This window comes from Streptomyces sp. NPDC043854, from assembly GCF_056436005.1.
On record NZ_JBWKDK010000005.1, the window covers coordinates 8,174 to 33,723 of the forward strand.

The 25,550-nt window shown below is 73.2% G+C and carries 20 protein-coding genes and 2 pseudogenes; 12 read left to right on the forward strand and 10 right to left on the reverse strand.

Going from position 1 to position 25,550, the window contains the following annotated elements; translation table 11 throughout:
• Positions 1 to 206 precede the first annotated feature (206 nt).
• Positions 207 to 1,439, forward strand: coding sequence for an FAD-dependent oxidoreductase (locus AC068A_RS06460; RefSeq protein WP_478581533.1), 1,233 nt, complete (start codon positions 207 to 209; stop codon positions 1,437 to 1,439).
• A gap of 34 nt (positions 1,440 to 1,473) precedes the next feature.
• Here the strand turns inward: AC068A_RS06460 and AC068A_RS06465 are convergent, their stop codons facing one another.
• Entirely contained in the window at positions 1,474 to 1,836 is a 363-nt protein-coding gene (locus tag AC068A_RS06465; RefSeq protein WP_478581536.1) for a hypothetical protein, read from the reverse strand.
• Positions 1,837 to 2,162: 326 nt separating this feature from the next.
• Between AC068A_RS06465 and AC068A_RS06470 the strand changes: the two genes are divergently transcribed.
• Positions 2,163 to 3,500 (forward strand): geranylgeranyl reductase family protein, encoded by a 1,338-nt coding sequence (locus tag AC068A_RS06470; protein ID WP_478581539.1) that lies wholly within the window; start codon positions 2,163 to 2,165, stop codon positions 3,498 to 3,500.
• Between the two features lie 139 nt (positions 3,501 to 3,639).
• On the opposite strand, the gene AC068A_RS06475 is transcribed toward AC068A_RS06470, so the two are convergent.
• Together AC068A_RS06475 and AC068A_RS06480 are read right to left on the reverse strand one after the other, a co-directional pair.
• Entirely contained in the window at positions 3,640 to 4,680 is a 1,041-nt protein-coding gene (locus AC068A_RS06475) for a cytochrome d ubiquinol oxidase subunit II (protein ID WP_478581541.1), read from the reverse strand.
• Entirely contained in the window at positions 4,677 to 6,164 is a 1,488-nt protein-coding gene (locus AC068A_RS06480; protein WP_478581544.1) for a cytochrome ubiquinol oxidase subunit I, read from the reverse strand. The genes AC068A_RS06475 and AC068A_RS06480 overlap by 4 nt, the downstream gene beginning before the upstream one ends.
• 615 nt (positions 6,165 to 6,779) lie before the next feature.
• Between AC068A_RS06480 and AC068A_RS06485 the strand changes: the two genes are divergently transcribed.
• On the forward strand, positions 6,780 to 8,999 hold the full coding sequence (locus tag AC068A_RS06485; RefSeq protein ID WP_478581547.1) for a M48 family metalloprotease: 2,220 nt from the start codon (positions 6,780 to 6,782) through the stop codon (positions 8,997 to 8,999).
• 153 nt (positions 9,000 to 9,152) lie between these two features.
• Here AC068A_RS06485 and AC068A_RS06490 read toward each other — a convergent pair whose 3' ends face one another.
• Positions 9,153 to 9,452, reverse strand: a complete 300-nt coding sequence (locus AC068A_RS06490) for an acylphosphatase (protein WP_478581550.1) — start codon at positions 9,450 to 9,452, stop codon at positions 9,153 to 9,155.
• Between the two features lie 270 nt (positions 9,453 to 9,722).
• On the opposite strand from AC068A_RS06490, the gene AC068A_RS06495 reads away from it, so the two are divergent.
• From AC068A_RS06495 to gap, 4 genes and pseudogenes are all read left to right on the forward strand, one after another.
• Positions 9,723 to 10,691 carry a DUF4344 domain-containing metallopeptidase gene (locus AC068A_RS06495; RefSeq protein ID WP_478581553.1) on the forward strand — a complete coding sequence of 323 codons (969 nt, stop codon included), beginning with the start codon at positions 9,723 to 9,725 and terminating at the stop codon, positions 10,689 to 10,691.
• Positions 10,692 to 10,741: 50 nt separating this feature from the next.
• Positions 10,742 to 10,834: pseudogene (locus tag AC068A_RS06500) on the forward strand (tryptophan-rich sensory protein); the annotation flags it as partial.
• Between the two features lie 63 nt (positions 10,835 to 10,897).
• The gene (locus AC068A_RS06505) at positions 10,898 to 11,854 is read left to right on the forward strand and encodes a GlxA family transcriptional regulator (protein WP_478581556.1); all 957 of its coding nucleotides are present in this window, start codon (positions 10,898 to 10,900) and stop codon (positions 11,852 to 11,854) included.
• Between the two features lie 107 nt (positions 11,855 to 11,961).
• A complete protein-coding gene (gene gap, locus AC068A_RS06510; RefSeq protein WP_478581559.1) occupies positions 11,962 to 12,960 on the forward strand; it encodes a type I glyceraldehyde-3-phosphate dehydrogenase in 999 nt (332 codons plus the stop codon).
• Positions 12,961 to 13,086: 126 nt separating this feature from the next.
• Here the strand turns inward: gap and AC068A_RS06515 are convergent.
• From AC068A_RS06515 to aceA, 4 genes and pseudogenes are all read right to left on the reverse strand, one after another.
• Positions 13,087 to 13,461 (reverse strand): annotated as a pseudogene (locus AC068A_RS06515) (5-methyltetrahydropteroyltriglutamate--homocysteine S-methyltransferase); the annotation flags it as partial.
• 141 nt (positions 13,462 to 13,602) lie between these two features.
• Entirely contained in the window at positions 13,603 to 14,472 is an 870-nt protein-coding gene (locus AC068A_RS06520; protein ID WP_478581562.1) for a 3-hydroxybutyryl-CoA dehydrogenase, read from the reverse strand.
• Entirely contained in the window at positions 14,469 to 16,058 is a 1,590-nt protein-coding gene (gene aceB / locus AC068A_RS06525) for a malate synthase A (protein ID WP_478581565.1), read from the reverse strand. The genes AC068A_RS06520 and aceB overlap by 4 nt, the downstream gene beginning before the upstream one ends.
• 108 nt (positions 16,059 to 16,166) lie before the next feature.
• A complete protein-coding gene (aceA, locus tag AC068A_RS06530; RefSeq protein ID WP_478581568.1) occupies positions 16,167 to 17,456 on the reverse strand; it encodes an isocitrate lyase in 1,290 nt (429 codons plus the stop codon).
• Positions 17,457 to 17,832: 376 nt separating this feature from the next.
• On the opposite strand from aceA, the gene AC068A_RS06535 reads away from it, so the two are divergent.
• The 3 genes from AC068A_RS06535 (at position 17,833) to AC068A_RS06545 (ending at position 21,456) form a co-directional block, all read left to right on the forward strand.
• Positions 17,833 to 19,236 carry a short-chain fatty acyl-CoA regulator family protein gene (locus AC068A_RS06535; RefSeq protein WP_478581571.1) on the forward strand — a complete coding sequence of 468 codons (1,404 nt, stop codon included), beginning with the start codon at positions 17,833 to 17,835 and terminating at the stop codon, positions 19,234 to 19,236.
• A 221-nt stretch (positions 19,237 to 19,457) separates the two neighbouring features.
• Positions 19,458 to 20,429: an MBL fold metallo-hydrolase gene (locus AC068A_RS06540; protein WP_478581574.1), complete on the forward strand. Its 972-nt coding sequence runs from the start codon at positions 19,458 to 19,460 to the stop codon at positions 20,427 to 20,429.
• Entirely contained in the window at positions 20,422 to 21,456 is a 1,035-nt protein-coding gene (locus AC068A_RS06545; RefSeq protein ID WP_478581576.1) for an RNA ligase family protein, read from the forward strand. Before AC068A_RS06540 ends, AC068A_RS06545 begins: the two co-directional genes overlap by 8 nt.
• A 167-nt stretch (positions 21,457 to 21,623) precedes the next feature.
• Here the strand turns inward: AC068A_RS06545 and AC068A_RS06550 are convergent, their stop codons facing one another.
• Complete coding sequence (locus AC068A_RS06550) at positions 21,624 to 22,424, reverse strand: VOC family protein (protein WP_478581579.1); 801 nt, start codon at positions 22,422 to 22,424, stop codon at positions 21,624 to 21,626.
• Positions 22,425 to 22,709: 285 nt separating this feature from the next.
• On the opposite strand from AC068A_RS06550, the gene AC068A_RS06555 reads away from it, so the two are divergent.
• Positions 22,710 to 23,213: a metallophosphoesterase family protein gene (locus AC068A_RS06555; protein WP_478581582.1), complete on the forward strand. Its 504-nt coding sequence runs from the start codon at positions 22,710 to 22,712 to the stop codon at positions 23,211 to 23,213.
• Between the two features lie 7 nt (positions 23,214 to 23,220).
• Here the strand turns inward: AC068A_RS06555 and AC068A_RS06560 are convergent, their stop codons facing one another.
• Positions 23,221 to 23,583, reverse strand: a complete 363-nt coding sequence (locus tag AC068A_RS06560) for a hypothetical protein (protein WP_478581585.1) — start codon at positions 23,581 to 23,583, stop codon at positions 23,221 to 23,223.
• Positions 23,584 to 24,042: 459 nt separating this feature from the next.
• Between AC068A_RS06560 and AC068A_RS06565 the strand changes: the two genes are divergently transcribed.
• Positions 24,043 to 25,506, forward strand: coding sequence for a multicopper oxidase family protein (locus tag AC068A_RS06565; protein WP_478581588.1), 1,464 nt, complete (start codon positions 24,043 to 24,045; stop codon positions 25,504 to 25,506).
• The last annotated feature ends 44 nt before the right edge of the window (positions 25,507 to 25,550 follow it).

Sequence of the window (25,550 nt, forward strand, 5' to 3'; positions counted from 1 at the left end):
CCCCCCCGCCACCCCCCCCCCCCCCCCCCCCCCCCCCCCCCCCCCCCCCCCCCCCCCCCCCCCCCCCCCCCCCCCCCCCCCCCCCCCGAGACCGCTTAGGGCGGCGTTCGTGGCGCCACGCCGAACGGAGTTGCCCTCGGCGCCGCCGTGGGTGCGGTATACGTCCTCCTCGGGTGCACCCGACGCCCCCGAAGGGAGTGGTTGCCGTGGAGCGAACGACCTGCTGCGTCGTGGGAGGCGGCCCCGCCGGCATGGTGCTGGCACTGCTGCTGGCCCGGGCCGGGATCGAGGTGACGGTGCTGGAGAAACACGGCGACTTCCTGCGGGACTTCCGCGGAGACACCGTCCACCCCTCGTCCCTGTCGCTGCTGGACGACATCGGCCTCGCCGAACGGTTCGCCCGGCTCCCGCAGCGCCGCGTCACCTCGGTGCAACTGCCCATCGGGCCGGACGGGGCCCTCGTCACCGTCGGGAACCTCGGGGCGCTGCACGGAAAGTACAACTACATCGCGATGGTGCCCCAGTGGGACCTGCTCGACCTCCTCGCGGACGAGGCCCGCCGGGAGCCGTCCTTCCGCCTGCGCATGGACACCGAGGCGACGTCCTTCCTCATCGAACGCGGACGGGTGAACGGTGTGCGCTACCGCACCGCGGACGGCGGCACCGGCGAGCTCAGGGCCACCCTGACCGTGGCCTGCGACGGCCGCGGGTCCCTCGCCAGGACGCTGCCCGAGCTCGGCCTGGAAGGCTTCCCGTGCCCCATGGACGCCTGGTGGTTCCGGCTGCCGCGCCGCGAGGACGACCCCAGCGGGCTCGTGGGCGGCGCGGGGGACAGGTTCTTCACCGCACTGATCGACCGCGGCGACTACTGGCAGTGCGCGGGCCTCATTCCGAAGGGGGCCGACGCCGCACTGCGCGCCGAGGGCCTGGAGGCGTTCATGGCCCGGTTCGCGGCCGCCGTCCCCTGGCTCGCGGACCGGGCCGACAGCCTCACGTCCTGGGACGACGTGAAGCTGCTCGACGTACGGCTCGACCGCCTGCGCCGCTGGCACCGTCCCGGGCTTCTGTGCATCGGCGACGCCGCCCACGCGATGTCACCGGTCTTCGGCATCGGCATCAACCTCGCCGTGCAGGACGCGGTGGCAGCGGCCCGCCACCTGGTGGGCCCGCTGCGCGAGGGCACCGTGGGGCTCCGGGATGTGCGCCGGGTACAGCGCCGCCGCTGGCCCACCACCGTGGCGACCCAGCGCCTGCAGCGGCTCGCCCACACCCAGGTCATCGAGCCGCTGCTGGCCGGCCGTCCCGCGTTCGGCAATCCGGAGCGCGTGAAGCGGCTGACGGAGCTCGTCACCGAATCACGCCGGCTGAACCGGATCCCGGCCTACTTCGTCGCCTACGGCGCCCTGCGCGAGCGGCCCCCGAGGGAATCGCTCCGCTGAGCGGGCCCGCGGCCGACGCCGCCCGGAGGGCAGGTCAGGAGGTGCGCTTCAGGGTCCACGTGTTGGCGTTGAAGCTGGGCACCGCCGAGTAGCGGCAGCCGCTCGAGTAGTGGCTGCCGACGATGGTCCAGCCGGCCGGCGGCCACGTGGAGGCGCATGCGTTGACCTGGGTGCCCACCGGGTACCCGGTCAGGTCCTTGATCTGCTTGGTGTTGGGGGTGAAGCCGGAACCGCAGCCGGCACTGTTCCACCACTGGACGTCCACCCAGCCGCTCGGCGTGAGCGCGCTGGCACACATGTTCTGGGTGGTGCCGGGTGCCGCGCCGGCGGGGGTCGCGGCGACCGCGAGGGCAGTGAACGCCATGGTGGCGAGGGCGGCGAAGCGGGTGCGGAGCACGGGGCTTCCTTTCCGGCACGCTGGAACCCGCCGACCGTCGGCGGGCCGTGCCCAGGGTGCCGCCCCCTTGCTATCCGATCTTGCCCGGCCGCAGACAGTCATATTTTGGGCACAACAGTGCGACTGTTTGCGGCCGTCGGTGTCCTTCTCGGCGCCGGTCAGGCGCCCGATCGCCGTGCGCACACGCTGCGCGGCAGCCCCGGCGCCCACTGCGCCGCCGCCCGACCGGCCCCGGGCCGACCACCGGCCGGCCCCCGACCGGCCGCCGCCGGTGCGTTCGGCCGTGCCGAACGGGATCGCCGGGCCCGGACCGGCATAGTGGTGCAGTGACCAGCGAACGCGACGACGCAAGCGGCGACCCCACCACCGACGGCCCCTCCCCGCAACCGGAGGCGGCCGGTGACGAAGCAGCACAGGTCATCGTCGTCGGGGCCGGACCGGCCGGATCCGCAGCCGCGGCGCACCTGGCACGCGCGGGCGTGGACGTCCTGCTGCTGGAGAAGAGCGGCTTCCCCCGCGAGAAGGTGTGCGGCGACGGGCTGACCCCGCGCGGCGTACGCCAGTTGGTGCGGATGGGCATCGACATCAACGCACCGGGCTGGATGCGCAACAAGGGGATGCGCTGGGTGTGCGAGGGCCGCGGGGTGGAGCTGGACTGGCCGCGGCTGGGCAGCCACCCGGACTTCGGGCTCACCCGCAGCCGCTATGACTTCGACGAACTGCTCGCCGCCCACGCCCGTGCCGCCGGGGCCCGGCTGCGGACGCAGGTGAAGGTGACGGCCCCGCTGTGCGACCGGGCGGGAAACATCACGGGCGTGTCCGCCGCACGCGGCCCGGGCAAGGAACCGGTGCGGTACCGGGCCCCGCTCGTCGTCGCGGCCGACGGCGCCTCCGCACGGACCGCGCTGGCCCTGGGACTCGAGCGGGACACGGCCCTGCCCGTCGCGACGGCCGCCCGCCGCTACTACCGCAGCGAGGCCCGCACCCACGACCCGTATCTGGAGCTGTGGGCCGACCTGCGCTGCCCGGGCACCGGACTTGACCTGCCTGGGTACGGCTGGGTGTTCCCGCTCGGCGACGGGCGCATCAACGTCGGACTCGGCGCCCTGCCGCGCCGGGGCCGCCGCCCCGTGGACCTCAGGGCCGCCCTGGACCACTGGCTGCCGCGCCTGCCCCCGCACTGGGGCGTACGCGAGGAGAACGCCGACTCGCCGCTGCGCAGCGCGCCCCTGCCGATGGGCCTGAACCGGCGCCCGCAGTACCGGCGGGGCCTGCTGCTGGTGGGTGACAGCGCCGGGATGGTCAGCCCCTGGAGCGGCGAGGGCATCGCCCAGGCACTGGAAGCAGGGGAGGCGGCCGCGGAGACCATCGCCCTGGCGCTGGCCCGGCCCGCCGGGGCGCGACGGGAACACGCGCTCCAGCAGTACCCGGCGGAGATCCGCCGCCGCTGGGGGCGCTACTACCGCCTGGGCGCCCTCGCCGGCGACCTCGTCCTCGCCCGCTACGGCTACCGGCCGCTGCTCCACCCGCGGGTCATGGCCTCGCCGCCGCTCCTGCGCGCCCTGGCCCGCCTGCTCACCCACGTCGCCGACGAACCGGCCCAGGACCGCATCGACGCCGTCGTCCACGCGCTCCTGCGCGCCGTTCCCGCACCGCGGCGCTGACACGCCCGCCGGGCCGGCCCCGTAACGGCACCACGCTCCCCAGGGGTGTGATCCCCCAGCGCATCGTGTGGCGGTCCCATCAGAGCGATCCCAACCGCGTGTCCAGCACCACCCCGCAGCCCCGGCTCCGGCCCCGGGGTCAGCCCTGGCTCTCCGGGCCGCCCCGCCGCAGGTCCTCATCGGTGAGGGACTCCAGCTCACCGCGCGTGTCGAGCCGGTACAGCAGCACCACCGGGGGGAAGACCAGCACGACGGCCACGACGGTCACGATGACCAGCCAGTGCAGGGTGGCGGGAGCCCCCGCCCCCTCGGCCACCGTCAGCGAGCCCGGGATCAGGTACGGGCGCTGCGCCACGCCCCAGGCGATGACGGTCGAGGCGACGATGGCCGCGGCCGAGACCCGCGACCACGCGCCGGAGGTGCGCAGCAGCAGCCAGGCCGTCACCAGTGTCGCCACCACGGCCACGAGGACGAAGAACAGCCCCACGCCGTGGGTGAGGCCGTGCCACACGTGCGGGGCGTCGCCGTGGGTGACGAACAGGGTGACCACCGCCAGGACGGCCAGGGCGGCGAGGGCGGCGACGGCCCGCCACCGGAAGTGGGCGTGCAGGTCCGGGGCTTCAAAGCGCACCGCGTCCGCGGCCAGGAACACGGCCCCCAGCAGTGCCGTGGCGACGACTGCGAGCAGGCCGAAGAGCACGGAGGTGGGATTGGCCCAGGCATGAGCCGACGGTTCGGTGCCGGGCGCCACCCGGCCGGAGGCGATCCCGCCCGCGGCGGCGCCCAGGAAGAACGGCGTGAGGAGCGAGGAGACCGCGAACACGGCACCGTAGACGCGCCGTCCGGCGATCCTGCGGGTGGGCTTGCGCAGGGCGAACCCGGCGCCGCGCAGCACGATGCCGACGGCCGCGAGGGCCAGCGGCAGCCACATCGCGAGGAACACCGTCTGGAAGAACACGGGGAACCCGGTCCACATGATGACGAGGATGAAGACGAGCCAGACGTTGTTGACCTCCCACACGGGGGCCATGGCGTGGTCGATCAGCCACCGGGGGCGCTTCCCCCGCTCCGCCCCGCCCGCGGTCAGGTCCCAGAAGCCCGCACCGTAGTCCGTACCGCCCGCGCAGGCGTACGCGGCGATCGCGAGCAGCAGGACGGCCGCCACCGCATCGGCGGTCACGGCCTGCCTTCCTCGGTCGGTGCCGGGCCGTCGCCGCGGCGGGGAACGCGGGTGCCGCCGGCGGCCACCGCGGAGCGGGGGCCGTAGGGGGTGTCCGTTTCCGGATGCTCCATCGTTCCTTCCTCACTGCGCCGTTCGTCGTCCATCCGCCAGCGGGTGCGCATCTTCAGGAGCACGGCCAGGAAGGAGCCGAAGATGAAGACGTACACCACGACCACCAGCCCGAACGTGGTCCACAAGGCGCTGGAACGGGTCGCGGTCACCGCTTCGGCGACCTTCATGTTCTGGTAGACGATCCACGGCTGCCGGCCCACCTCGGTGGTGATCCAGCCGCATTCGACCGCGATGACGCTGGCCACGCCGGCGCATGCGGCACTGCGGTAGAACCACGGCGAGGCGGGCAGCCGGCGGCGGCGCAGCCAGACGACCCCGTACCAGAGGGCGAGCAGCACGAGCACGGAGCCGATGATCACCATGATGTCGAAGGCCCAGTGGGCGATGGTGGCCTGGGCGGCGGTCGGCCGCTCGTCCGCGGGCACGGACGTCAGTCCCGTCACCTCGGTGTCGGGACTGAACCCGGCGAGGACGGAGTCGAGCTGCGGGATCTTGATGCCGCCGGAGACGGTCCCGTCCGGGTGGAGGCGGCCGAAGAGGTACTCGGGCATGTGGGTGCCGGTGTTCCAGACGATCTCCATCGCGGCGAACTTCACCGGCTGCCTGTGGAACACGGCACGGGCGATGGCGTCGCCCAGCATGAACTGGATCGGGGTGAGGATGGCCGCGACCGTGAAGGGAACGGTGAAGCCGAGGCGGTGGTAGCGGTCGCGGCGGCCGCGCAGCCAGCCGGCGGCGTAGACGCCGGCGACGACGTAGCCGGCGGTGAGCAGCATCGCCACGACGAAGTGCCAGTACTCCGGCCCGAACATCGGCGTGAAGACCGCCTTCCGGACGTCCACGTCGACGGGGTTGCCCTCGGAGTCGAGGGTGAAGCCCCGCGGGGTGTTCATCCAGGAGTTGGCCGCCAGGATGCCGAACGCCCCGAGCAGGGCCGCGGCCGGCAGGGGCAGCCCGAGCAGGAAGTGCGTACGGGCGGGCAGCCTGCGCCAGCCGTACAGGTAGACGGCGATGAGGACGGACTCCAGGAAGAAGGCCCAGGCCTCGACGCCGAAGCCGATGCCGAAGACGTCGCCCCACCTGCCCATCAGGCCCGGCCACAGCAGGCCGAATTCGAAGGACAGAACGGTTCCGGTGACGACGCCGATCGCGAACTGCACCGCCATCACCGCCGACCAGCGCCGCGCCAGCAGCAGGGCGGTCGCATCGCCGCGGCGCAGCCCGTAGCCGTGCATGATCAGGGTGATGAGCGGCAGCGCCACGCCCATGGGCACCAGGATGATGTGCGAGGCAAGGGTGAAGGCCATGAGCGATCTGGCCGGCAGCATCTGGGGCGGGGCTTCCGCCAGCAGGTGGACCGTGGTGTGCATCGGTGTCTCCCCCGGGGGCCGAGGCGGGTGGGGTCAGCCGCCGGCGGCGAGGCCCGGGAAGAGGTTCTCGGCGCCGCTCACCGGCGTCTTCCGGCCCCGGAGCAGGTGCGCGGGAGTCGCGCCCCGGCGAACGCCCTCGGTGGAACTCACGACAGACTGCCTCCTCCACAGCGCGGCCCGCGCCGTCCGGGTGCCGTCCGGGCGAGGACACCCGAGCGGGTCCGGGCGTCACACAACCACCGAGGCCGGGGGTCGGCGGACCGTGGCGATCCGTGTTGCACCACCCGGCTGAGGTTCTTCGCCCGGTCGGCGGTCTCCCGCCGCGGATCGGCCGCCCGGATCGTCGCCGACCGCGGCTTCGGCGACGAAGCACACCGCGAGCATCTCCGCCACGCTGCGGATCAGCGCGTCCGCGGACGACAACCGCAGAGTGCCGGCCGTCCCGGCCCACCTCAAGCGCTGACCGCTCGGGAGCCGTACGCGTGCCCCTTCCCGCATGCGCCACCGCGCGTAATCTGCTTGCAGGGACAGCCTGTTGGCGCGACGGAGGGCGATCGGCATGGGGGCGTACGGCCGGGATGCAGCGCGACGGCACGATCGCCGGCGGGCCATCGCATGACGCCTCCCCACCTGTCCGCCCGCCGGGCACCCGGCGGCGGGGGCGGCGGGTCCGCCGGGCCCTTCGCCCTACCGTCGGGGACGACGGTCCGCTTCGCGATGCTCATCGCGGCCGTGACGGCAGTGGCGGCCGTGTTCGCCAATGCCGCCGCCGCAACCGTCCTCCAGGACGTGGACATGGGGGACATGGGGCGCTTCGGCGACTGCCTGGCCGAAGCCGTGGCCGAGTCGGCCCGACGACGGGCGGAGGACCCGACCGCACCCTTCGACCCCCACTGCGAAGACCCGCGGGGCACGCCCGGACCGTGGGCGCCGTCCGCCGCCACGGGCCTCCTGGCGCTGGTGATCGGCACCGTCTACCTGGCCCTGCCCCGCTGGCGCACCGTCCGACGCCACTACCGGCCCCTCCAGGCAATGCCGGAGCTCGCCGCCTACCTGAACGGGCTGCTGAACGAGACCGGGGTACGGGCCCGGGTGACGTTCCTCGCGGAACCATTGAACCCGACCGTCGCCGCCCTCGCCTTCGGGCGGGTGGGCCGGCGGCACGTGGTGCTCAGCGGCGGACTGCTCGCCCTGTACGGCCGGGACCGGCCGGCGTTCCGGGCCGTCGTGCTGCACGAGCTCGCCCACATCCGCAACCGCGACCTGGACATCGGCTTCCTCACCCTGATCGTGTGGCGCGTCTGCGGCCCACCGCTGCTCCTCCTCATGGGGCTCGGACTCCTACTCTCACTGGCGGTGCAGACCAACCCGCTGATGCTCGCCGCCATGGCATCGCTCGCCGTCCAGCAGGGCCTGCTGGCCGCCTTGGTGACGCTGCTCGGCAGCGCGGTACTGCGCAGCCGCGAGCTGTACGCGGACGCCCGCGTGCGGCAGTGGGAGGGATCCGGCGACTCCCTGCTGCGGCTGTTCCAGCAGTACGGCCACGGCTTCGGCACGGTGCCGCCCGGCCGCCCGCGGTACACCGCTGCCGCCTCCGCCCGCAGCGGCGGGCCGGCACGGCTGCGCCGCTTCCATCCCGGGCCGGCACAGCGCGTCGAAGCCCTGTCCGACGGCCGTGCGCCGGCCCACACCGGGTTCTGGGACATGGCCGCCGTGGGAGCCGGGTCGGCGTTCCTGTACTTCGTCGTCTCACTGGGCCCGAGCGGGGCGCTCTTCCGCACCGGCTCGCTGCCCACCGTGGCCGCCACGGCCCTCGCGGGCCTGCTGCTCGTCGCCGGGGCGGGAACGGCGGTGTGGCGCGCGGTGGGAAGCGGTGACCATCGCCGGCTGACCGCCGGGGGACTGGGCCTCGGCCTCGGACTCTGCGCCTCGCACCTCCTCGCTCCGGCCGGAGTCCTGCTGTTCCTCGCGCTGGGCAGCGGGGCTCTGCCGGTCGTACTCCTCTACACGGCCCTGACCTGCCTGGCCGGGTGGGCGCTGGTGCGGTGGCTGGCCGCGGTGGCCGCTGCGTGGCAGCCGGTCCTCGACCGGTCACACCGGCCGCGACGCGTGTTCGGCGCTGTCCTGGCGGTGTCGGCGGCCGGGCTCCTCCTCCCGCTCGACCACCTCCTCCGGCTCCCGGTCCATGCGACCACCATGGCCCTGCACATCCCGAGCGCACCCGCGTTCCTCGTGTTCACCGGCAGCCTCCGACTGCTCTCGGACCGCTTGGGCGCCGTACTCCTGCTGCTGATACTGACAGGGGCCCTCGTGCCCCTGCTCGGACACGCTTTGGCCCGCCGCGCAGGCGCGGCGCAGCCCGAAGCCGGCTTCGGACCGCCGCTGCCGAGGGCGGGCCGACTCGTCCGTCTCGGAGTGCCGACCGCGGTGCCCGCCGGTGCGCTGACCGCCGTGCTGGCGGCGTACGAGGTCGTGACCTCCGTGTTCTGGATCGTCACGATCCCCCTGCTGGCACAGTTGTGGGCCGCCGTGGCGGCCACCCGCGACCACGCCCCGCTGAAGCTCGCCCGCGCCCTGGTCGCCGCCTTCGGCTGCGGCCTGCTGAGCCAGGTCGCCTGGCTCGTGCTGGTCAGAACGCTGACCTCCTGCACGGCCGGCGGGGACCCGTGCGCCCCGCTCCCGGACCTCGGGCAGTGGCGTGAGCTGCCGCTCGCCGTGGCCCGGGCGTCTGCACACGTGTGGCTGCTGTTCGCGGCCGGTACCGCGGTGACCGCCGCGGTACGCCGCCGCCGCGCCCGACGCACCGCCGCCGGGCCGTACCCGGGCCGCCGCTGACCACCCCGGCCGGCGAGCACGGCACGGGACGCCCTTCTGCGCATCCGCGCGCCGCGGCCCCGGCACCAACGGCGCGCCGCCGCCGTCCGGCGATGGCCGCGGCCGCGGCGGGCCGAACTCCCGGGACGAGTCCCGGACCGGCGGGGGAGAACGTCAGCTGCCGTCGTACGGGGTGGGCCGGACCTCGAACCCGTCGGAAGCCGCCCCCGGCGCGACCGCAGGCTCCTCGTGCACCTCGACACCCAGGATGGTGGCCGCCGGCGGTCCCGAGTGCACCCATCGGACCATCCGGTCGACGGCGTCCTCGTCCCCCTCGAACACCGCCTCGACCTCACCGCCGGGAAGGTTGCGCACCCATCCGGACACCCCCTGTTCCAGGGCGGCGCTCCGGCAGCTGTCGCGGAAGAACACCCCCTGGACCCGCCCCGACACGATCACACGCTTCCGCACCATGCCGCCGACCCTGCCCGGTTCCCGCTGCCGTCCGGCTGCGCGACGCGCGGGGACACGCGGACCGCCCCCGTTCGGGGGAGCGGTGTGCCGCGGGCGGGCGCCGGTCCGGGAAGCGAGGGCGGCCCGTCAGCAGCGCACGGCGTCCACGACCGCTGCCGCAAATCGCAGTAAAGCGGTCATTGCGGGCGTATGGCTGGTCGATCATAATCGGCGTGGCGGGTGGGAGCCCTGTGTGTGAGCGCCCTTGACCGAGGAAGGGAGCCGGCCACGGTGTCGAGCAGTGGTGGGCGTTCGACCGCGGCGCGGGCCGCTGCGGCGGGGGCGCTGCTCGCCGTCGGTCTCGCGGTCGTCTCGTGGACCGGCAGCGACAGCAAGGACGAAGGCGAAGGTGACGGCGAGGGCAAGGTCACGATCGTCTACGAGGACGGTGCGATCAAGCCGCAGGACCGCCGGGCCGTGGACGTGATCCGGAAGTCCCGCGTGCTGGAGCAGACGGCCGACTGGGTGAACACCTCGGTCGCCCTCCCGCACGACCTGCTCGTGAAGGTCACCGACAAGGTCCCGCCGGGGGTCTCGGATGCGGTCACCCAGCCCGACGGCAGAACGATCTACGTGCCGCCCGCGTTCCTGACCCAGGTCCAAGAGATCGCCGGCGAAGTGGCCAAGACCGTGAAGCGGCCCGCGCTGTTCCCCGCGGACAAGTTCAACGCCGACGACCTGACCGCGCTGTCGACCCGGTTCGTCTTCGGCCACGAGTTGGGCCACGCCCTGCAGCGCCAGCTCCAGCTCCCGAACCTCGGCCTGGAGGAGGACGCCGCCGACGGCTTCGCCTCGTTCCACACCGTCAACGAGGCCGGCCCCGATCCCTCGCTCGCAGCTGCGATGATCTTCGACGCGCTCGCCCGCAAGGAGGGCAAGCTCACGCTCGAAGGGCTTTCGAGCGATCACCCCGTCACCCAGCAACGGGTCTTCAACTTCCTCTGCTACCTCCACGGCAGCGACCCGAAGAAACTCGACGGACCGCTGGTCGGCGCTGGCTACCTGCCGAAATCCCGCGCCCCGCTGTGCCCGCAGGCATGGGCGATGCTGGACCACGGCTGGTGGACCCAGCTCAAGCCGCATTTCCGCGAGGCGTTCAAGGCGCAGGGCGACACGAGCCAGGAGGAGGCCCGCGCCCGGCTGATCGCGGAGACGAAGGCCTTGGCGGAAAAGCTGGACGAGATCCGCAGCGGCCAGTGAGGCGCAGGCGCATCCGTCCTTACCCCGGGGGGTGAAGTAAACGCCCCTGCTGGGCGCCGCCGGCGTGGCTCCTCGGGCCCGTGCGGACCGTGCTGTACGCGTCGATCGCCGTCGCCGCCTGGCCCGTCGTCCGCCGCCTGTCCGGCGCGAGCGCAGCCGGTGTCGCAAATGTGCTCGAATGGCGCATCGCCGCGTACCCTCTCTGCATGTCAGCCCCCCGTCTGCACCGCGTCGCCGTCCTGGTCCTGGAGGGTGCGAAGCCGCTCGACGTCGGCATCCCCGCCCAGGTCTTCACCACCCGCGCGAGCATGCCGTACGAGGTACGGGTGTGCGGTGCCGCCCCCGGCCTCGTCACCGGCGGTGACGGCCTCTCGTACCACGTCAACCACGGGCTCGACGCGCTCGCATGGGCCGACATCGTCTTCGTGCCCGGCTACCGGTTCCCGGACCGGGAGGACCCTTCGCAGGACGTCATCGACGCCCTGATCGCCGCCCACGACCGGGGCGCCCGGCTCGCCGCCATCTCGACGGGCGCATTCGCACTGGCCGCCACCGGCCTGCTCGACGGCAAACGCGCCACGACCCACTGGCACTACGCACGCGCGCTCGCGGCCAAGCATCCGCTCGTCCGGCTCGACGAGAACGTCCTGTTCGTCGACGAGGGCAGCGTGCTGACCTCGGCCGGCGCCGCCTCGGGCATCGACCTGTGCCTGCACATCCTGCGCGCCGACCTCGGCGTGGCTGCGTCGAACCACGCGGCCCGCCGCCTGGTCGCGGCCCCCTACCGCAGCGGCGGCCAGGCGCAGTACCTGCCCCGCAGCGTGCCCGAGCCGCTCGGGGAACGGTTCGCCGCCACTCGGGAGTGGGCGCTGCGCCGGCTCGCCGAGCCCCTGACCCTCGAGGCGCTCGCCGAGCACGCGGCGGTGTCGTCCCGCACGTTCTCCCGGCGCTTCGCCGACGACACGGGGTACACGCCGATGCAGTGGATCATGCGTGCCCGGGTCGACAGGGCCCGTGAACTGCTCGAACGATCGGAGCGGAGCGTGGAGCAGATCGCGGCGGACGTGGGCCTCGGCACCGGCGCGAATCTGCGGTTGCACTTCCAGCGCATCCTCGGCACCACCCCGACCGAGTACCGGCGCACCTTCACCCAGGGCGAATAGCCCGCCACCGCGGCATGGCGAGATCCTTTCGAACCGTGGCGATCACGCCACTGTCGTGAGCGGATCACGGAAGCGAATCTGTTGGCGAACAGAAGGGGACACCGCTCATGACTCGCATCGCCATCAACGGATTCGGCCGCATCGGACGCAACGTGCTGCGCGCGCTGCTCGAACGCAACAGCGACCTCGAGGTCGTCGCCGTCAACGACCTCTCCGAGCCCACCACGCTCGCGCGGCTGCTCGCGTTCGACTCCACGGCCGGCCGCCTGGGCCGCCCGGTGACCGTCGACGGGAACACCCTCGTCGTCGACGGCCGCCGCATCACGGTCCTCGCCGAGCGCGAGCCGGAGCAGCTGCCCTGGGCCGAGCTGGGCGTGGAGATCGTCCTCGAGGCCACCGGCCGCTTCACCTCCGCCGAGGCCGCTCGCGCCCACATCACGGCGGGCGCGAAGAAGGTGCTCGTCAGCGCCCCGTCGGACGGCGCGGACGTGACGCTCGCGTACGGTGTGAACACCGACGCGTACGACCCGGCCGAGCACACGATCGTCTCCAACGCCTCGTGCACGACCAACGCGCTCGCCCCGCTGGCCGCCGTCCTGGACGAGCTCGCCGGCATCGAGCACGGCTTCATGACGACGGTGCACGCCTACACGCAGGAGCAGGCCCTGCAGGACGGTCCGCACCGCGACCCCCGCCGCGCCCGCGCCGCCGCCGTCAACATCGTCCCGACCACGACCGGCGCCGCCAAGGCGATCGGCCTCGTGCTGCCGAACCTCGACGGCAAGCTGAACGGTGACTCGATCCGCGTCCCGGTTCCCGTCGGCTCGATCGTCGAGCTCAACACGACCGTCTCGCGCGACGTGACGCGCGAGGAGGTCCTGGCGGCGTACAAGGCCGCGGCGGAGGGCCCGCTGGCCGGCGTGCTCGAGTACTCGGACGACGCGCTGGTCTCGTCCGACATCGTGGGCAACCCCGCCTCGTCGATCTTCGACTCGGCCCTCACCCGCGTCGACGGCCGCCACATCAAGGTGGTCGCCTGGTACGACAACGAGTGGGGCTTCTCGAACCGCGTGATCGACACCCTCACCCTCCTCGCCACCCGCTGAGCCGAGGCCAGGCCCCGCGGGGCAGACCGTCCCGATGTCTCCGCGGATCAAGCGGGTTCCCGGCTGCCGACGAGGCGGTCGGGAACCCGCTTTTGCGTGCGGGTGCCCCCTCCCGGGCCGGGACCGTCAGGAAGCGTCGAGTTCCGCGCGCACCGTACGGGCGGCCGCGACCAGGTGCTCCAGCGAGGCGCGGCTCTCGGGCCAGCCGCGGGTCTTCAGACCGCAGTCCGGGTCGACCCACAGCCGCTCCGCCGGGATGGCTTCGAGCCCCGTGCGCAGCAGGGCCGCCGCCCCGTCCGTGCTCGGAACACGGGGCGAGTGGATGTCCCACCCACCGGGGCCGGCCTCACGGGGGTAGCCGTGGGCGGCGAGTTCACGGGCGGCCTGCATGTGCGAGCGGGCCGCCTCCAGGCTGATGACGTCCGCATCGAGGTCGTCGATGGCCTGGACGATGTCGCCGAACTCCGCGTAGCACCTGTGGGTGTGGATCTGACCGGCGGGCGCACGTAGCGGGTGCCGTAAATCGAGACGCGTCGGAGCCGGGCAGTGCAACGCAACGGGGGTGGGGCGGACACCACTCCGCCGCACCCCCGCCCCACGCGCAGCCGGGCCCCTCAGCCCGGCGGCACCACCGGGCCCTCATCAGTCCCGGTCGTAGGTGTGGAACCCCCGGCCGCTCTTGCGGCCCAGCAGTCCCGCCTGCACCATACGCGTCAGCAGCGGCGGCGGGGCGTAAAGGGGTTCCTTGAACTCGTCGTAGAGGGATTCCGCAATGGCGGCGACGGTGTCGAGCCCTATGAGGTCGGCGAGCTTGAGCGGTCCCATGGGGTGGGCGCAGCCGAGCTCCATGCCGGCGTCGACGTCGGCGGCGGTGGCGAAGCCGGATTCCGCCATCCGAATGGCCGAAAGCAGGTAGGGGACCAGGAGGGCGTTGACGACGAAGCCGGCCCGGTCCTGCGACCGGATCGCCGTCTTGCCCAGGGTGTCGCGGGCGAACGCCTCCACCGTCTCCACGGTCTCCCTGGTCGTGTGCAGCGAGGAGACGACCTCCACCAGCGGCAGGACGGGGACGGGGTTGAAGAAGTGCAGTCCGACGACCCGGTCGGCGCGGCGGGTGGCCATGGCCAGGCGCATGACGGGCAGGGAGGAGGTGTTGGTGGCGAGGATCGCCTCCGGATCGGCGATGATCTTGTCGAGGGCGGCGAAGGTCCCGGTCTTGACCTCTGCGTTCTCGGTGACGGCCTCGATGACGAGCTGCCGGTCGGCGAGGTCGTCGAGGCTGCCGGAGAAGACGAGCCGGGTGAGGGCGTGCTCCGCGGAGATCCGGTCGAGCTTGCCCCGCTGGACGGCGCGTTCGAGCGAGACGGCCACCCGCTCGCGGGCCGCGCGGGCGGCGGCGCCGTCGGCTTCGCAGACGACGGTGTCCAGTCCGGCACGCGCGCAGACCTCGGCGATGCCGGCACCCATCTGCCCGCCGCCGACCACCCCGACCCTGCTGATGGCGGCGCTCACGACCGCACCTCCGGCCGGACCAGGTGGCGGCCGTAGGCGCCGGGGGTGAAGAAGGCCGGCAGATCCCGTTCGAGGGCGGTCCGTTCGAGGACGGCCCTCGCCTCCGCGACCAGCGCCTCGGGCCGTTCCGCGGCGAACGCCGCGCACTCCTGGCCGATGACGGCGAGTACGGCGTCGCGGTCGACGGACCGGTGGCGCAGCCACTGCCAGAGCTGGGTGCGGGCGATCTCCGCGGTCGCGGCGTTCTCCATCAGGCCGAAGAGGGCCACGGCGCCCTGACCGCGCAGCCAGGCCTCGAAATAGCGCAGGGCCACGGCGACATTGGCACGGACGCCCTCCGGCGTGGGCGGGCTGCTGATGCGGCGGACCGCGAGGAGGTCGGCGGCGGCGACGGCGACGTCGCCGCGGGTGCGGTCGAGCTGGTGGGGGCGGTCGCCCAGGACTCCGTCGAAGACCTCCCGGCAGACCGGCACCAGGCCGGGGTGGGCGACCCAGGAGCCGTCGAAGCCGTCCTCGGCCTCGCGTTCCTTGTCCAGGCGCACCTTGGCGACGGCGGCCTCGTCGGCGGCCGGGTCCTTGCTCGGCACGTGTGCGGCCATGCCGCCGATGGCGTGGGCACCGCGCTTGTGGCAGGTACGGACCAGCAGCTCGGTGTAGGCCCGCATGAAGGGCGCCGTCATGGTGACCTTGGCACGGTCCGGCAGCTGGAAGTCCGTGCGGTGGCCGAAGGTCTTGATGATGCTGAAGAGGTAGTCCCACCGGCCGGCGTTGAGCCCCGCGCTGTGTTCGCGCAGCTCGTAGAGGATCTCCTCCATCTCGAACGCGGCCGTGATCGTCTCGATCAGGACGGTGGCGCGGATGGTGCCGCGGGGTATGCCGAGGAGGTCCTGGGCGAGCAGGAACACGTCGTTCCAGAGCCTGGCCTCGTAGCGGTTCTCCAGCTTGGGGAGGTAGAAGTACGGGCCGGAGCCGGCGTCGATCTGCCGCTGGGCGCAGTGGAAGAAGTACAGGCCGAAGTCGACCAGTGAGGCGGACACGGCACGGCCCTCGACCCTGAGGTGCTCCTCGGCGAGGTGCCAGCCGCGGGGACGGACCACGGTGGTCGCGGGCTGCGCCCCCAGGCGGTACTCCTTGCCCTCCGGCGTGGTGAAGTCGATGCGCCGTTCGACGGCGTCGAGCAGGTTCAGCTGGCCGCCGATCACGTTCTCCCAGGTGGGGGCGGTGGCGTCCGCGAAGTCCGCCATCCACACCTGCGCGCCGGAGTTGAGCGCGTTGACGGCCATCCGCCGGTCCGGCGGTCCGGTGATCTCCACCCGGCGGTCGGTGAGGCCGGGGGCCGGCGGGGCGACCCGCCAGTCCGGGTCCGCGCGGACCGCGGACGTGGCGACGGGGAAGTCGAGCGGCGCGCCCGTGACCAGGCGGTCCGTCAGGCGGCGCCGCTCCTTGAGGATCTCCTGGCGCCGCTGTGCGAAGGCGGCGTCGAGCCGGCCGATGAAGTCGAGCGCCTCCGGCGTGAGGATCTCGTCGTGGCGGCCGCCCGGCGCCGCGAGGACCCGGACCCGGTGCGTGGTTGCGGTGGTGGACATGCGGTCTCCTGACGGGGCGGAGCGGGGCGAGGCGGGGCGGGAGCCGGACGGGGACGGTCGTCCGGCTCCCGCAGGCTGCGGGCCCTGGGGCGGAATCCGTGGGCCGGCCTAGTGGAACTGCTCCTCCTCGGTGGAGCCGGCGAGTGCGGTGGTGGAGGAGTCCGGGTTGACGGCGGTGGAGACCAGGTCGAAGTAGCCGGTGCCGACCTCGCGCTGGTGCCTGACGGCGGTGAAACCGTGGGCCTGGGCGGCGAACTCCCGCTCCTGGAGGTCGACGTAGGCGGTCATGCCGTGCTCGGCGTAGCCGCGGGCGAGGTCGAACATGCCGTGGTTGAGGGAGTGGAAGCCGGCCAGGGTGATGAACTGGAACTTGTAGCCCATGGCTCCGAGTTCGCGCTGGAACTTGGCGATCTGGTCGTCGTCCAGGGCGGCCTTCCAGTTGAACGACGGGGAGCAGTTGTACGCCAGCATCTGGTCCGGGTGCTCGGCGTGGATCGCCTCGGCGAACTCGCGGGCCTGCGCGAGGTCCGGAGTGCCGGTCTCGACCCAGATCAGGTCGGCGTACGGGGCGTAGGCCAGGCCGCGGGCGATGACCGGGGCCATGCCGTTCTGTACCCGGTAGAAGCCCTCGGCGGTCCGCTCGCCGGTGGTGAACCGTGCGTCGCGCTCGTCGACGTCGCTGGTGAGGAGGTTCGCGGCGAGGGCGTCGGTACGGGCGATGACCAGGGTCGGGACGTCGGCGATGTCGGCGGCGAGCCGGGCCGCGTTGAGGGTGCGGATGTGCTGGGAGGTGGGCACCAGGACCTTGCCGCCGAGGTGGCCGCACTTCTTCTCGGAGGCCAGCTGGTCCTCGTAGTGGATGCCGGCCGCGCCCGCCGCGATCATCGCCTTCGTGAGCTCGAAGGCGTTGAGCGGGCCGCCGAAGCCGGCCTCGGCGTCGGCGACGACCGGGGCCAGCCAGTCGGTCGTGTCGGTGCCGCCCTCGGCGGTGGCGATCTGGTCGGCCCGCAGCAGCGCGTTGTTGATCCTGCGGACCACCTGGGGCACGGAGTTGACGGGGTAGAGGCTCTGGTCGGGGTAGGTGTGGCCGGCCTGGTTGGCGTCCGCGGCGACCTGCCAGCCCGACAGGTAGATCGCCTGGAGGCCGGCCCTGACCTGCTGGACGGCCTGGCCGCCGGTCAGCGCACCGAGGGCGTGGACGTAGTCCAGCTCGTGGAGTTGCCGCCACAGCCGCTCGGCGCCGCGCCGGGCCAGGGTGTGCTCCTCGCGGACGCTGCCCGACAGGCGGACGACCTCCTCGGCCGTGTAGGTGCGCTCGATGCCCGCCCAGCGCGGGTCGGTCGCCCACCGCTCCTCCAGCTGCTTCGCCGCTGCCGTGGTCGTGTTCGCCTCTGCCATGACCGTCACCGTCTCCATGAGTCGCTTGATCTGCCAACGCTCCGTCAAGGGCGACGGCGTGTTGGCACTGTGTGCCGTGAACGAGGGGTGCGGCCGCCGGTCCCGCCTGAGCAGAACTGAGCAATCGTGCAGGGCAATCGAGGGGAACGGCCAGGATCTCCGACGTCAGGGCCTTGATCGTGCTCCCACCGTCCCCTCGGCCGCCGGGGGTCCGGCGGGCCGCAGGAAGACTCTCGCAGCGGCACGCAGTGCCATCAACAGGGGATGTCTGCCAAGTTCTGCGAATCTTCCGAGGCACTTTTGCCAAGGTTGCGAAGGTTGGCGACGACGCAGTCGCGCGTACCCTGAAACCCGACCGAGGGGCGGGGGAGTACGGGTGGGCAAGACGTACGCGGGAGCGCGGCTGCGGCGGCTGCGCGAGGAGCGCCGGATGGGCCAGGCCGAACTCGCCCGGGTCCTCGGCATCTCGCCCAGCTACCTCAACCAGATGGAACACGACTCGCGTCCCCTGACCGTGCCGGTCCTGCTGAGGCTGACCGAGACCTTCGGGGTCGACCCCGGCTTCTTCTCCGAGCGGGACACCAGCCGGCTCGTCGCCGACCTGCGCGAGGCGCTCGCGGGTGAAGTCGCCGATGCCCGGGTCTCACCTTCCGACCTCGCCGAACTCGCCACCCGCATGCCGGCCGTCGCCCTGGTCCTGCTGGACCTGGGCCGGCGCAGCCAGCTCCTCGCCGAACGGCTCGCGGAGACGGCCGACGGCAGGGACGGCGGACCAGCCGCACCCCGCTCGCCGCACGAGGAGATCCGCGAGTTCTTCTACCGCCGCCAGAACTACCTCCACGACACCGACCACGCCGCCGAGGACCTCGCCCGCGAGATCGGGATCCGCCCCGGGGACGTCGTGCGCGTGCTCTCGGAGCGGCTCGCCGACCGCCACGGGGTCCGCCTGGCGAGCGGCTCGGACCGGCTGCACCACTTCGACGAACGGGCGCGCGTCCTCCACCTGTCCGACCGGCTCCGGCCCGGCCAGCAGGCGTTCCGCATGGCCACCCAGCTCGCCCTGCTGGAGTACGGGGACCAGCTGGGCCGGCTGGCCGCCGAGGACTTCCCGCCCGGCTCCCCGGCGCACGGGCTCGCCCGGATCGGCATCGCGAACTACTTCGCCGCCGCGCTCATCCTCCCGTACCGGGCCTTCCACACCGCCGCCGAGGAGTTCCGCTACGACATCGAACGGCTCAGCGACCACTTCGGCCTCGGCTACGAGACCGTCTGCCACCGCCTGAGCACGCTGCAACGCCCCAGGCTGCGCGGGGTGCCGTTCTCCTTCGTACGGGTGGACCGGGCGGGGAACATGTCCAAGCGGCAGTCCGCGACCGGCTTCCACTTCTCCCGGGCGGGCGGCACCTGCCCGCTGTGGAACGTGTACGAGGCGTTCACCGCACCCGGACGCATCCACGTCCAGGTCGCCTCCATGCCGGACGGGCAGCGCCACCTGTGGACCGCCCGGGCCGTCACCCGCCACCGCGGCGGCTGGGGCGAGCCCGGCAAGACCTTCGCCATCGGCCTCGGATGCGAGATCCGCCACGCCTCCCGGCTGGTCTACTCCGACGGCCTGGACCTCGACAACGCGGCGGCCGCGATCCCCATCGGCATGGGCTGCCGGCTCTGCGAACGCCTCGACTGCCCCCAACGCGCCGTCCCGCCGCTCGGCCGCACCCTGGCGGTCGACGAGAACAGCAGCACCTTCGTCCCCTACCCCGTAGGTCCCGAACAGAACTGAGCCCGCCGCCGACTCACACCGCCCGCCGCACGGCGGGCACCGCCGCCCGGTCGGGCAGGCGACGGTGCCGGTGGCGGCGGGCTCAGCGGGACGATGCGCACGCCGTGGCTCCGTCCGCCCTGCCCGGGCGGCGTTCCGCGCGGAAAACCACGGGCCGCCGCGGGGCGCCGCCCGCTACCATCAGCCCCTCACCTGATCACGGCCGCGCGACGGAGGCACCGATGACACAGGCCCCCTCGCGGACACCCTCCCACCCCGACCGGCTGGAACAGGGACACCCGTTCCGCCAGTGGAAGACCTGGCGCATACCAGGCACCGAGCTCACCCTCACCGGGTACTCGCGCGCCAACGACAAGACGTTCTTCCACATCCCGGAACTGCGCTGCGCGCTCGACGCCGGGCTCGCCGAAGGCCGCCAACCGGAGACCGTCTTCCTCACCCACACCCACCACGACCATTCCAAGGACCTGGACTACCTCGCCGCCAGGCCCGCCGGTGTCGACATCCACCTGCCCGCCGCGGCACTGCCGTACGTGGAGACCTTCCTGCGGGCATCCGCCGAGCTGAACCACGGCACCGCCTACGACCCGGTCCTCGCCGCCAATTGCCGGCTGCACGGCGTTCGCGGCGGCGACGCGTTCACCTTCGGACGCCGCGGCCACCACGTGCGCGTGGTGGAGTGCGCGCACAAGGTTCCGTGCGTGGGCTACGCCTTCTCCGAACGCCGCAAGGCACTGCTGCCCGAGTACGAGGAACTGCGCCGCTCCCTCGCCGAACAGGGCCGGGGCGCGGAGTTCGGCCGGACGCTGGCGCAGCTCCGCGCGGACGGCGCCGAGGTCGAACGGGAGGTGCTCAGGCCGCTGTTCGCGTTCCTCGGGGACACCCACGTCAGCGTCTTCGAGGACAATCCGTGGCTCCTCGAGTACCCGGTCGTCATCACCGAGTGCACCTACCTCGACGACGCCGAGCTGGAGCGGGCCGACCGGGTCGGCCACACCGTCTGGAGCCGTCTCAGGCCCGTGGTCGAAGCGCACCCGGACACCCTCTTCGTCCTGACCCACTTCAGCCTGCGCCACTCGGACAGCGACGTCCTCGCCTTCTTCGGCGACGAGCGGCCCGCCAACGTCCTGCTGTGGGTCCACCCGGACAGCCGCCTGCCCGAGCAGCACCAGCACGGCGGTTCACATGGCTGAGGCCGGGACCGAGGCCCGCTGGTCCCCGTACCCCAAGATCCCCTCCCGCGCCCGGCTGGCCGAGGCACGGGCCCGGCAGTGGGTCGCCCTGGAGAAGGTCCACGGGGCGAACTTCGCCGTCGTGTGCGACCACGCGGGGGTGCGTCCGGCCAAGCGCCGCGAACTGCTCGGCGAGAGCGGCCTCGACGACTTCTTCGGCGTGGGACGGATCTGGCCCGCCCTGGCCGTCGCCGCGGACCGCTGCGCCACCGCCCTGCGCCGCCACCACGGCGCGGACGCCTCGGCACCGGTCACCCTCTACGGGGAGCTGGCAGGCGGCCGCTACCCGCACCCGGACGTGGCTCCCGCGCCGGCCACGGAGCCGGTCCAGACCGGCATCTGGTACGCCCCGAACCTCCTCTGGCTGCCCTTCGACGCCACGATCCGCACCGGCGACGGCATCCGCTGGGCCGCCGACCGGGCACTGCGCCGGGCCGCAGCCGCCGCAGGCCTGCACTGCGCCCCGCTCATCGCCCACGGAACCCTCGCCCGGGTCCAGGAACGCACGCCGGTGTTCCCGACCCGGGTACCGGCACTGCTGGGTCTGCCCGAACTGCCCGACAACCTCGCGGAGGGCTTCGTGGTCAAGCCCGCCGAAGAGTGGCCGGCCGCCGGCGCCACCGCGACACCGTCACGCCCGGTGGCCAAGTTCAAGCACCCCGCCTTCGCCGAGGACGAACGCTTCGACGGCTCGCGCCCCTACCTGGCTCCCGCCGAAGGCGCCGCCGGCGTGCCCGCCTGGCTCCTCGGCCAGGCCACTGCGCTGCTCACCCCGGCCCGGGCGGCGGCCGCCGTCAGCAAGCTGGGCCCGCGCACACCGCCCGAGGAGATCGCCGCCGAGATCGCCCGGGACGCGGCGGAGGAGCTGGCCGAGGCCCTCGGCGGCCTCGAGGGCCCCCTCGCCGCCCCCGCCCTCGGGCAGGCACTGCTCCCCGGAGCCCTGGCCCTTGCCCGCTTCGACGCCGCCGACCGCCGCACCCCCGCCTGACACGGCCCCCCTCCCGCACGGCCGGATCGCTCGGCTGTACGGCACCGCCGTCCCGCCCGAACGGCTCCGGGACCCCCACGGCCGCCGGCTGCTGCTCGTCCGCCCCGGCGGATCCTGCCCGGCCGATCGACCCCGACCGGCCGTCATACAGGACTCATGCACAGGACTCAGCTCGGGGCAGACGGGGTCAGCACCACGAAGTCCGCGTCGAACGGGTCGAGGCAGACGGCCAGCCGTCCCACGCCCTCGGCGTCCTCCGGCCCCATCTGCACGCTTCCGCCGTTCCCGGTGACCGCAGCGACCGCGGCGTCGCAGTCCGCGACGGCGAAGACCGGGTGCCAGTACGGCCGGCCGGCCGCCAGGGCGAGGTTCTCCGCGGGCATCTCCATGAGGCCGCCGTGCATGCGCTCCTCGGGCAGTCCGGCGGGGGTGATGAGGGAGTACGTCCCCCCGCCGCCCGGGAGCTCCGTGTCGCTGTAGCGCCAGCCGAAGACGCCGCCGTAGAACTCCTTGGCGGCCGCGGCGTCGCTCGTGTACAGCTCGGTCCAGCACAGCGACCCCGGCTCGTCCACCAGGTCGACGCCCTTGTTGGTGCCCGGTTGCCAGACGGCGAACTGGCCCCCCAGCGGGTCGCTGTACTGCGCCATCCGGCCCCACTCGTCGAGGTCCCTCACCGGCACCCGCACCGTCCCTCCGGCCTGCTCGACGGCCCGGGTCGTGGCGTCCGCGTCGGCGACGCTGTAGTAGATCATCCAGGCCGAGCGCGCGCCCTCCTCGGTGAGCCGGCCGAGCCCGGCGACGGTCTTGCCGTCCTTCCGGAGCATCCCGCCTTCGACGTCCTCCCCCTCGCCCATGGACTCGTACTCCCATCCGAGCACGGCGCCGTAGAAGGCCGCGGCGGCACGGACGTCGGGAGTACCGAGGTCGAGCCAGCAGGGTGAACCGGGGGCGAAGTCTGTCGTGATCATTGCCTGGCCTTTCGCAGATCCGTTACGCCTCAGCCTGGCACCGGTCACCGACACCCGCTCCTCGACCGCGCCCGCCCCGGGGCGCGGACGCGCAGGCGGTCCGCAGGGCGCTGTGGCACGGCCCGGGACCCGGGGCAGCTCCCGCCCCGGATGCCGCCGGTGCGCTACGGCCCGGACGTGTGCAGCGTGTGGACCGCAGAGGGGCGCTCCGACTCCTGCGCCGCCCTTGCGAGGACCTGCGGCGTGTGGACCGGGGTCCGCCCGGCCCCGGCCTACCGTGGGGGCATGCGGTTGCTGCTGACCTCCGACACGCACGTCCCCGCCCGCGCGAAGAACCTCCCGCAGGCGCTCCTGGCCGGTGTCGACGAGGCCGACGCCGTCATCCACGCCGGCGACTGGACCGACGAGGCCACCCTCGACCTGCTGGAGTCCAGGGCCCGCCGGCTGATCGGCGTGTACGGCAACAACGACGGCCCGCCGCTGCGCCGGCGCCTCCCCGAGGTCGCCCGCGCATCCTTGGCGGGGCTGCGGTTCGGTGTGGTGCACGAGACCGGCGCAGCCGCGGGGCGGGAGCGACGGTGCGCAGAGCGCTTCCCCGACCTGGACGTCCTCGTGTTCGGGCACAGCCACATCCCCTGGGACTCCACGGCCCCCGGCGGCCTGCGCCTGCTCAACCCCGGCTCTCCCACCGACCGCAGACGGCAGCCGTTCTGCACCTTCATGACCCTCACCGTCTCCGACGGCGCCCTCAGCGACGTCACCCTGCACCGCCTCACGCCGCGCCGTTGACCGGCGATCAGGACGTCAGCGTGACCCGCCGGCCGCTGTCGCCCGTGTCGAGGCATTCCTGGTACGGGTTGGGGTTGCCCTGCCGCTCCTGGCAGACCCACGTGGCTCCGGCCGCGCGGACCTCGGCGGGCGCGCCGCGGGTGTGCTGCCAGATCCTGGTGTAGGCGGCCGCGACCTGCAGCGCGGCGGCACACGAGTCGGCCCGGTCGGCCGATACCCCGAGCCCGGAGGCCGCGTCGGTTCCGCAGAACGCGAGGGCCGCCGGGGTGGCGCTCTCCCCGGCCGAGGCCTGAGCCGGGGCCGGCGCTGCGGACCACAGCACGGCAGCTGCCAGCAGGCCCGCAGCCGTGCCCGGCTTCGCCGAACGCACCTGCCGTCTCCCTCCGCGCGGTGCCTGTGCCCGGTACGGACACGGTCGTACACCACCCTGGCTCGGAGCGCACGGCCATGCCACTCGAACGGCCCAGGGGCAGGGGGCAGGGGGCAGGGGGGCAGGGCCGGACGGGCAGACGAGCCCCTGACCGACCCGGCGACGATGCGCGCGGCGCCGCCGCCGAAGGGCGGCCTCCGGGCCGTGGTGGAAGCAGCGGTCCGCGCCACCGGTGAAGTACGGGGCGCGGAGGGGCCGTAGGTCGCGCGGTGAACCGGAGAGCGCGGTACCGCCGCCCGTCGGGAAAAGCGGAGGCGGCGGGCCCTTCGGCAGGTCAGGCGGTACCTGACATTCTCCGAAATGAGGGGGGAGTCGCCCGGCGTGACCTCCGGATCATGAGGCACAGCGTTCAGCATGCGAACGCCAGTGCGCTTCCTCATTCTTCCCAGGAGGACACCCATGGTCACGAGAAGACGCCTGCTCGCCGGCGCCCTGTCCACGGCGGGCGCGGGCCTGATCACCGGCGCCGGACTGCTGCCCGTGCTGCGGACCGGTACCGCGCAGGCCGCCGACGAGGTGGGCCCGGCGGCCGTCCCGCCGCCGTTCACGGTGAAGATGCCGGAGCTCCCCGTCCTCACCCCGTACTCCACGCAGGGCGGGGTGGACGCGTACCGCGTCACCGTCAAGGAAGCCTCCCGGGAGATCCTGCCCGGGGTGCAGACCAAGGTACTGACCTACGACGGCCACTTCCCCGGTCCGGTGCTGCGGGCCCGCAGCGGCCGGCAGGTGACCGTACGGCACCGCAACACCCTGCACATGCCGATCTCCGTGCACCTGCACGGCGCCAACGTCTCCCCGGAGAACGACGGCGGCCCGATGGACACCGTCGCCCCGGGCAGGACGCGCACGTACACGTACCCGAACGAGCAGCCGAACGCCACGCTGTGGTTCCACGACCACGCCCACCACATGGAGGCCGAGCACGTCTACCGGGGCCTGTCGGGCACGTACATCCTGACGGACGAGACCGAGCGCGCCCTGCCGCTGCCCTCCGGCCAGTACGAGATGCCCATCGAGCTCCGCGACGCCCGCTTCGACGAGAACGGGCAGCTGGTCTACCAGATGGACGACTTCCGGGGCCGCACCACCCTGCTCGCCAACGGCCGCCCGAGCCCGTACGTGGAGGTCGCCGCCCGCAAGTACCGCTTCCGCCTGCTCAACACCTCCAACCTCCGCTTCCTCAAGCTGCGCCTCGCCGACGGCGGCCAGATGGTGCAGATCGGCTCCGACGGCGGCCTGCTGGAGCGCCCGTTCACGACCGACACCATCCCGCTGTCCCCGGCCGAACGTGCCGACGTGGTCATCGACTTCTCCCGCTACCCGGTCGGCACGAAGATCGTCCTGCAGAACATGCCGGGCCCGGGCACCACCGAGCCCGGCAACGTGCTCCGCTTCGACGTCGTCCGCACCGCGCCCGACCCGAGCCGGATCCCGGACGTGCTGCGCACCCTGCCGCCGGTGGACTCCCTGCCCAAGCCCGCGGTCGAGCGGAACATCGTCCTCAGCATGGACGAGGACGGCCGCACCGACGCCCGCGGGTTCATGGACGGCCTCCAGTGGGACCCGGAGCGGATCGACCAGACGGCCGCCTTCGGCACCTCCGAGATATGGACGGTGACCAACGCCAACAAGCGGATCCCGCACAACTTCCACATGCACCTGGTCCAGTTCCGGGTCCTGGAGCGCAACGGCGTCCCGGCCGCGCCCGCCGAGGCGGGGCTGAAGGACACGGTCCAGCTGTTCCCCGGCGAGACGGTGAAACTGCACGCCACCTTCAACACCTACCGGGGCACGTACGTCTACCACTGCCACATGCTCGACCACTCGGCCATGGGCATGATGGCCAACTTCCGGGTCCGGTAGACGGAAAACGCCCGACGTCGGAGCCGCCGGAGCCGCCGGCCACG

What these genes read in the sequence shown, in the direction of transcription:
- AC068A_RS06490 (WP_478581550.1), bottom strand. Translation starts at nt 9,452, where the DNA reads ATGGTGCGGAAGCGTGTGATCGTGTCGGGGCGGGTCCAGGGGGTGTTC.
- gap (WP_478581559.1), top strand. Translation starts at nt 11,962, where the DNA reads ATGACTCGCATCGCCATCAACGGATTCGGCCGCATCGGACGCAACGTG.
- AC068A_RS06545 (WP_478581576.1), top strand. Translation starts at nt 20,422, where the DNA reads ATGGCTGAGGCCGGGACCGAGGCCCGCTGGTCCCCGTACCCCAAGATC.
- AC068A_RS06480 (WP_478581544.1), bottom strand. Translation starts at nt 6,164, where the DNA reads ATGCACACCACGGTCCACCTGCTGGCGGAAGCCCCGCCCCAGATGCTG.
- AC068A_RS06540 (WP_478581574.1), top strand. Translation starts at nt 19,458, where the DNA reads ATGACACAGGCCCCCTCGCGGACACCCTCCCACCCCGACCGGCTGGAA.
- AC068A_RS06485 (WP_478581547.1), top strand. Translation starts at nt 6,780, where the DNA reads ATGACGCCTCCCCACCTGTCCGCCCGCCGGGCACCCGGCGGCGGGGGC.
- aceA (WP_478581568.1), bottom strand. Translation starts at nt 17,456, where the DNA reads ATGGCAGAGGCGAACACGACCACGGCAGCGGCGAAGCAGCTGGAGGAG.
- aceB (WP_478581565.1), bottom strand. Translation starts at nt 16,058, where the DNA reads ATGTCCACCACCGCAACCACGCACCGGGTCCGGGTCCTCGCGGCGCCG.
- AC068A_RS06550 (WP_478581579.1), bottom strand. Translation starts at nt 22,424, where the DNA reads ATGATCACGACAGACTTCGCCCCCGGTTCACCCTGCTGGCTCGACCTC.
- AC068A_RS06555 (WP_478581582.1), top strand. Translation starts at nt 22,710, where the DNA reads ATGCGGTTGCTGCTGACCTCCGACACGCACGTCCCCGCCCGCGCGAAG.
- AC068A_RS06565 (WP_478581588.1), top strand. Translation starts at nt 24,043, where the DNA reads ATGGTCACGAGAAGACGCCTGCTCGCCGGCGCCCTGTCCACGGCGGGC.
- AC068A_RS06505 (WP_478581556.1), top strand. Translation starts at nt 10,898, where the DNA reads ATGTCAGCCCCCCGTCTGCACCGCGTCGCCGTCCTGGTCCTGGAGGGT.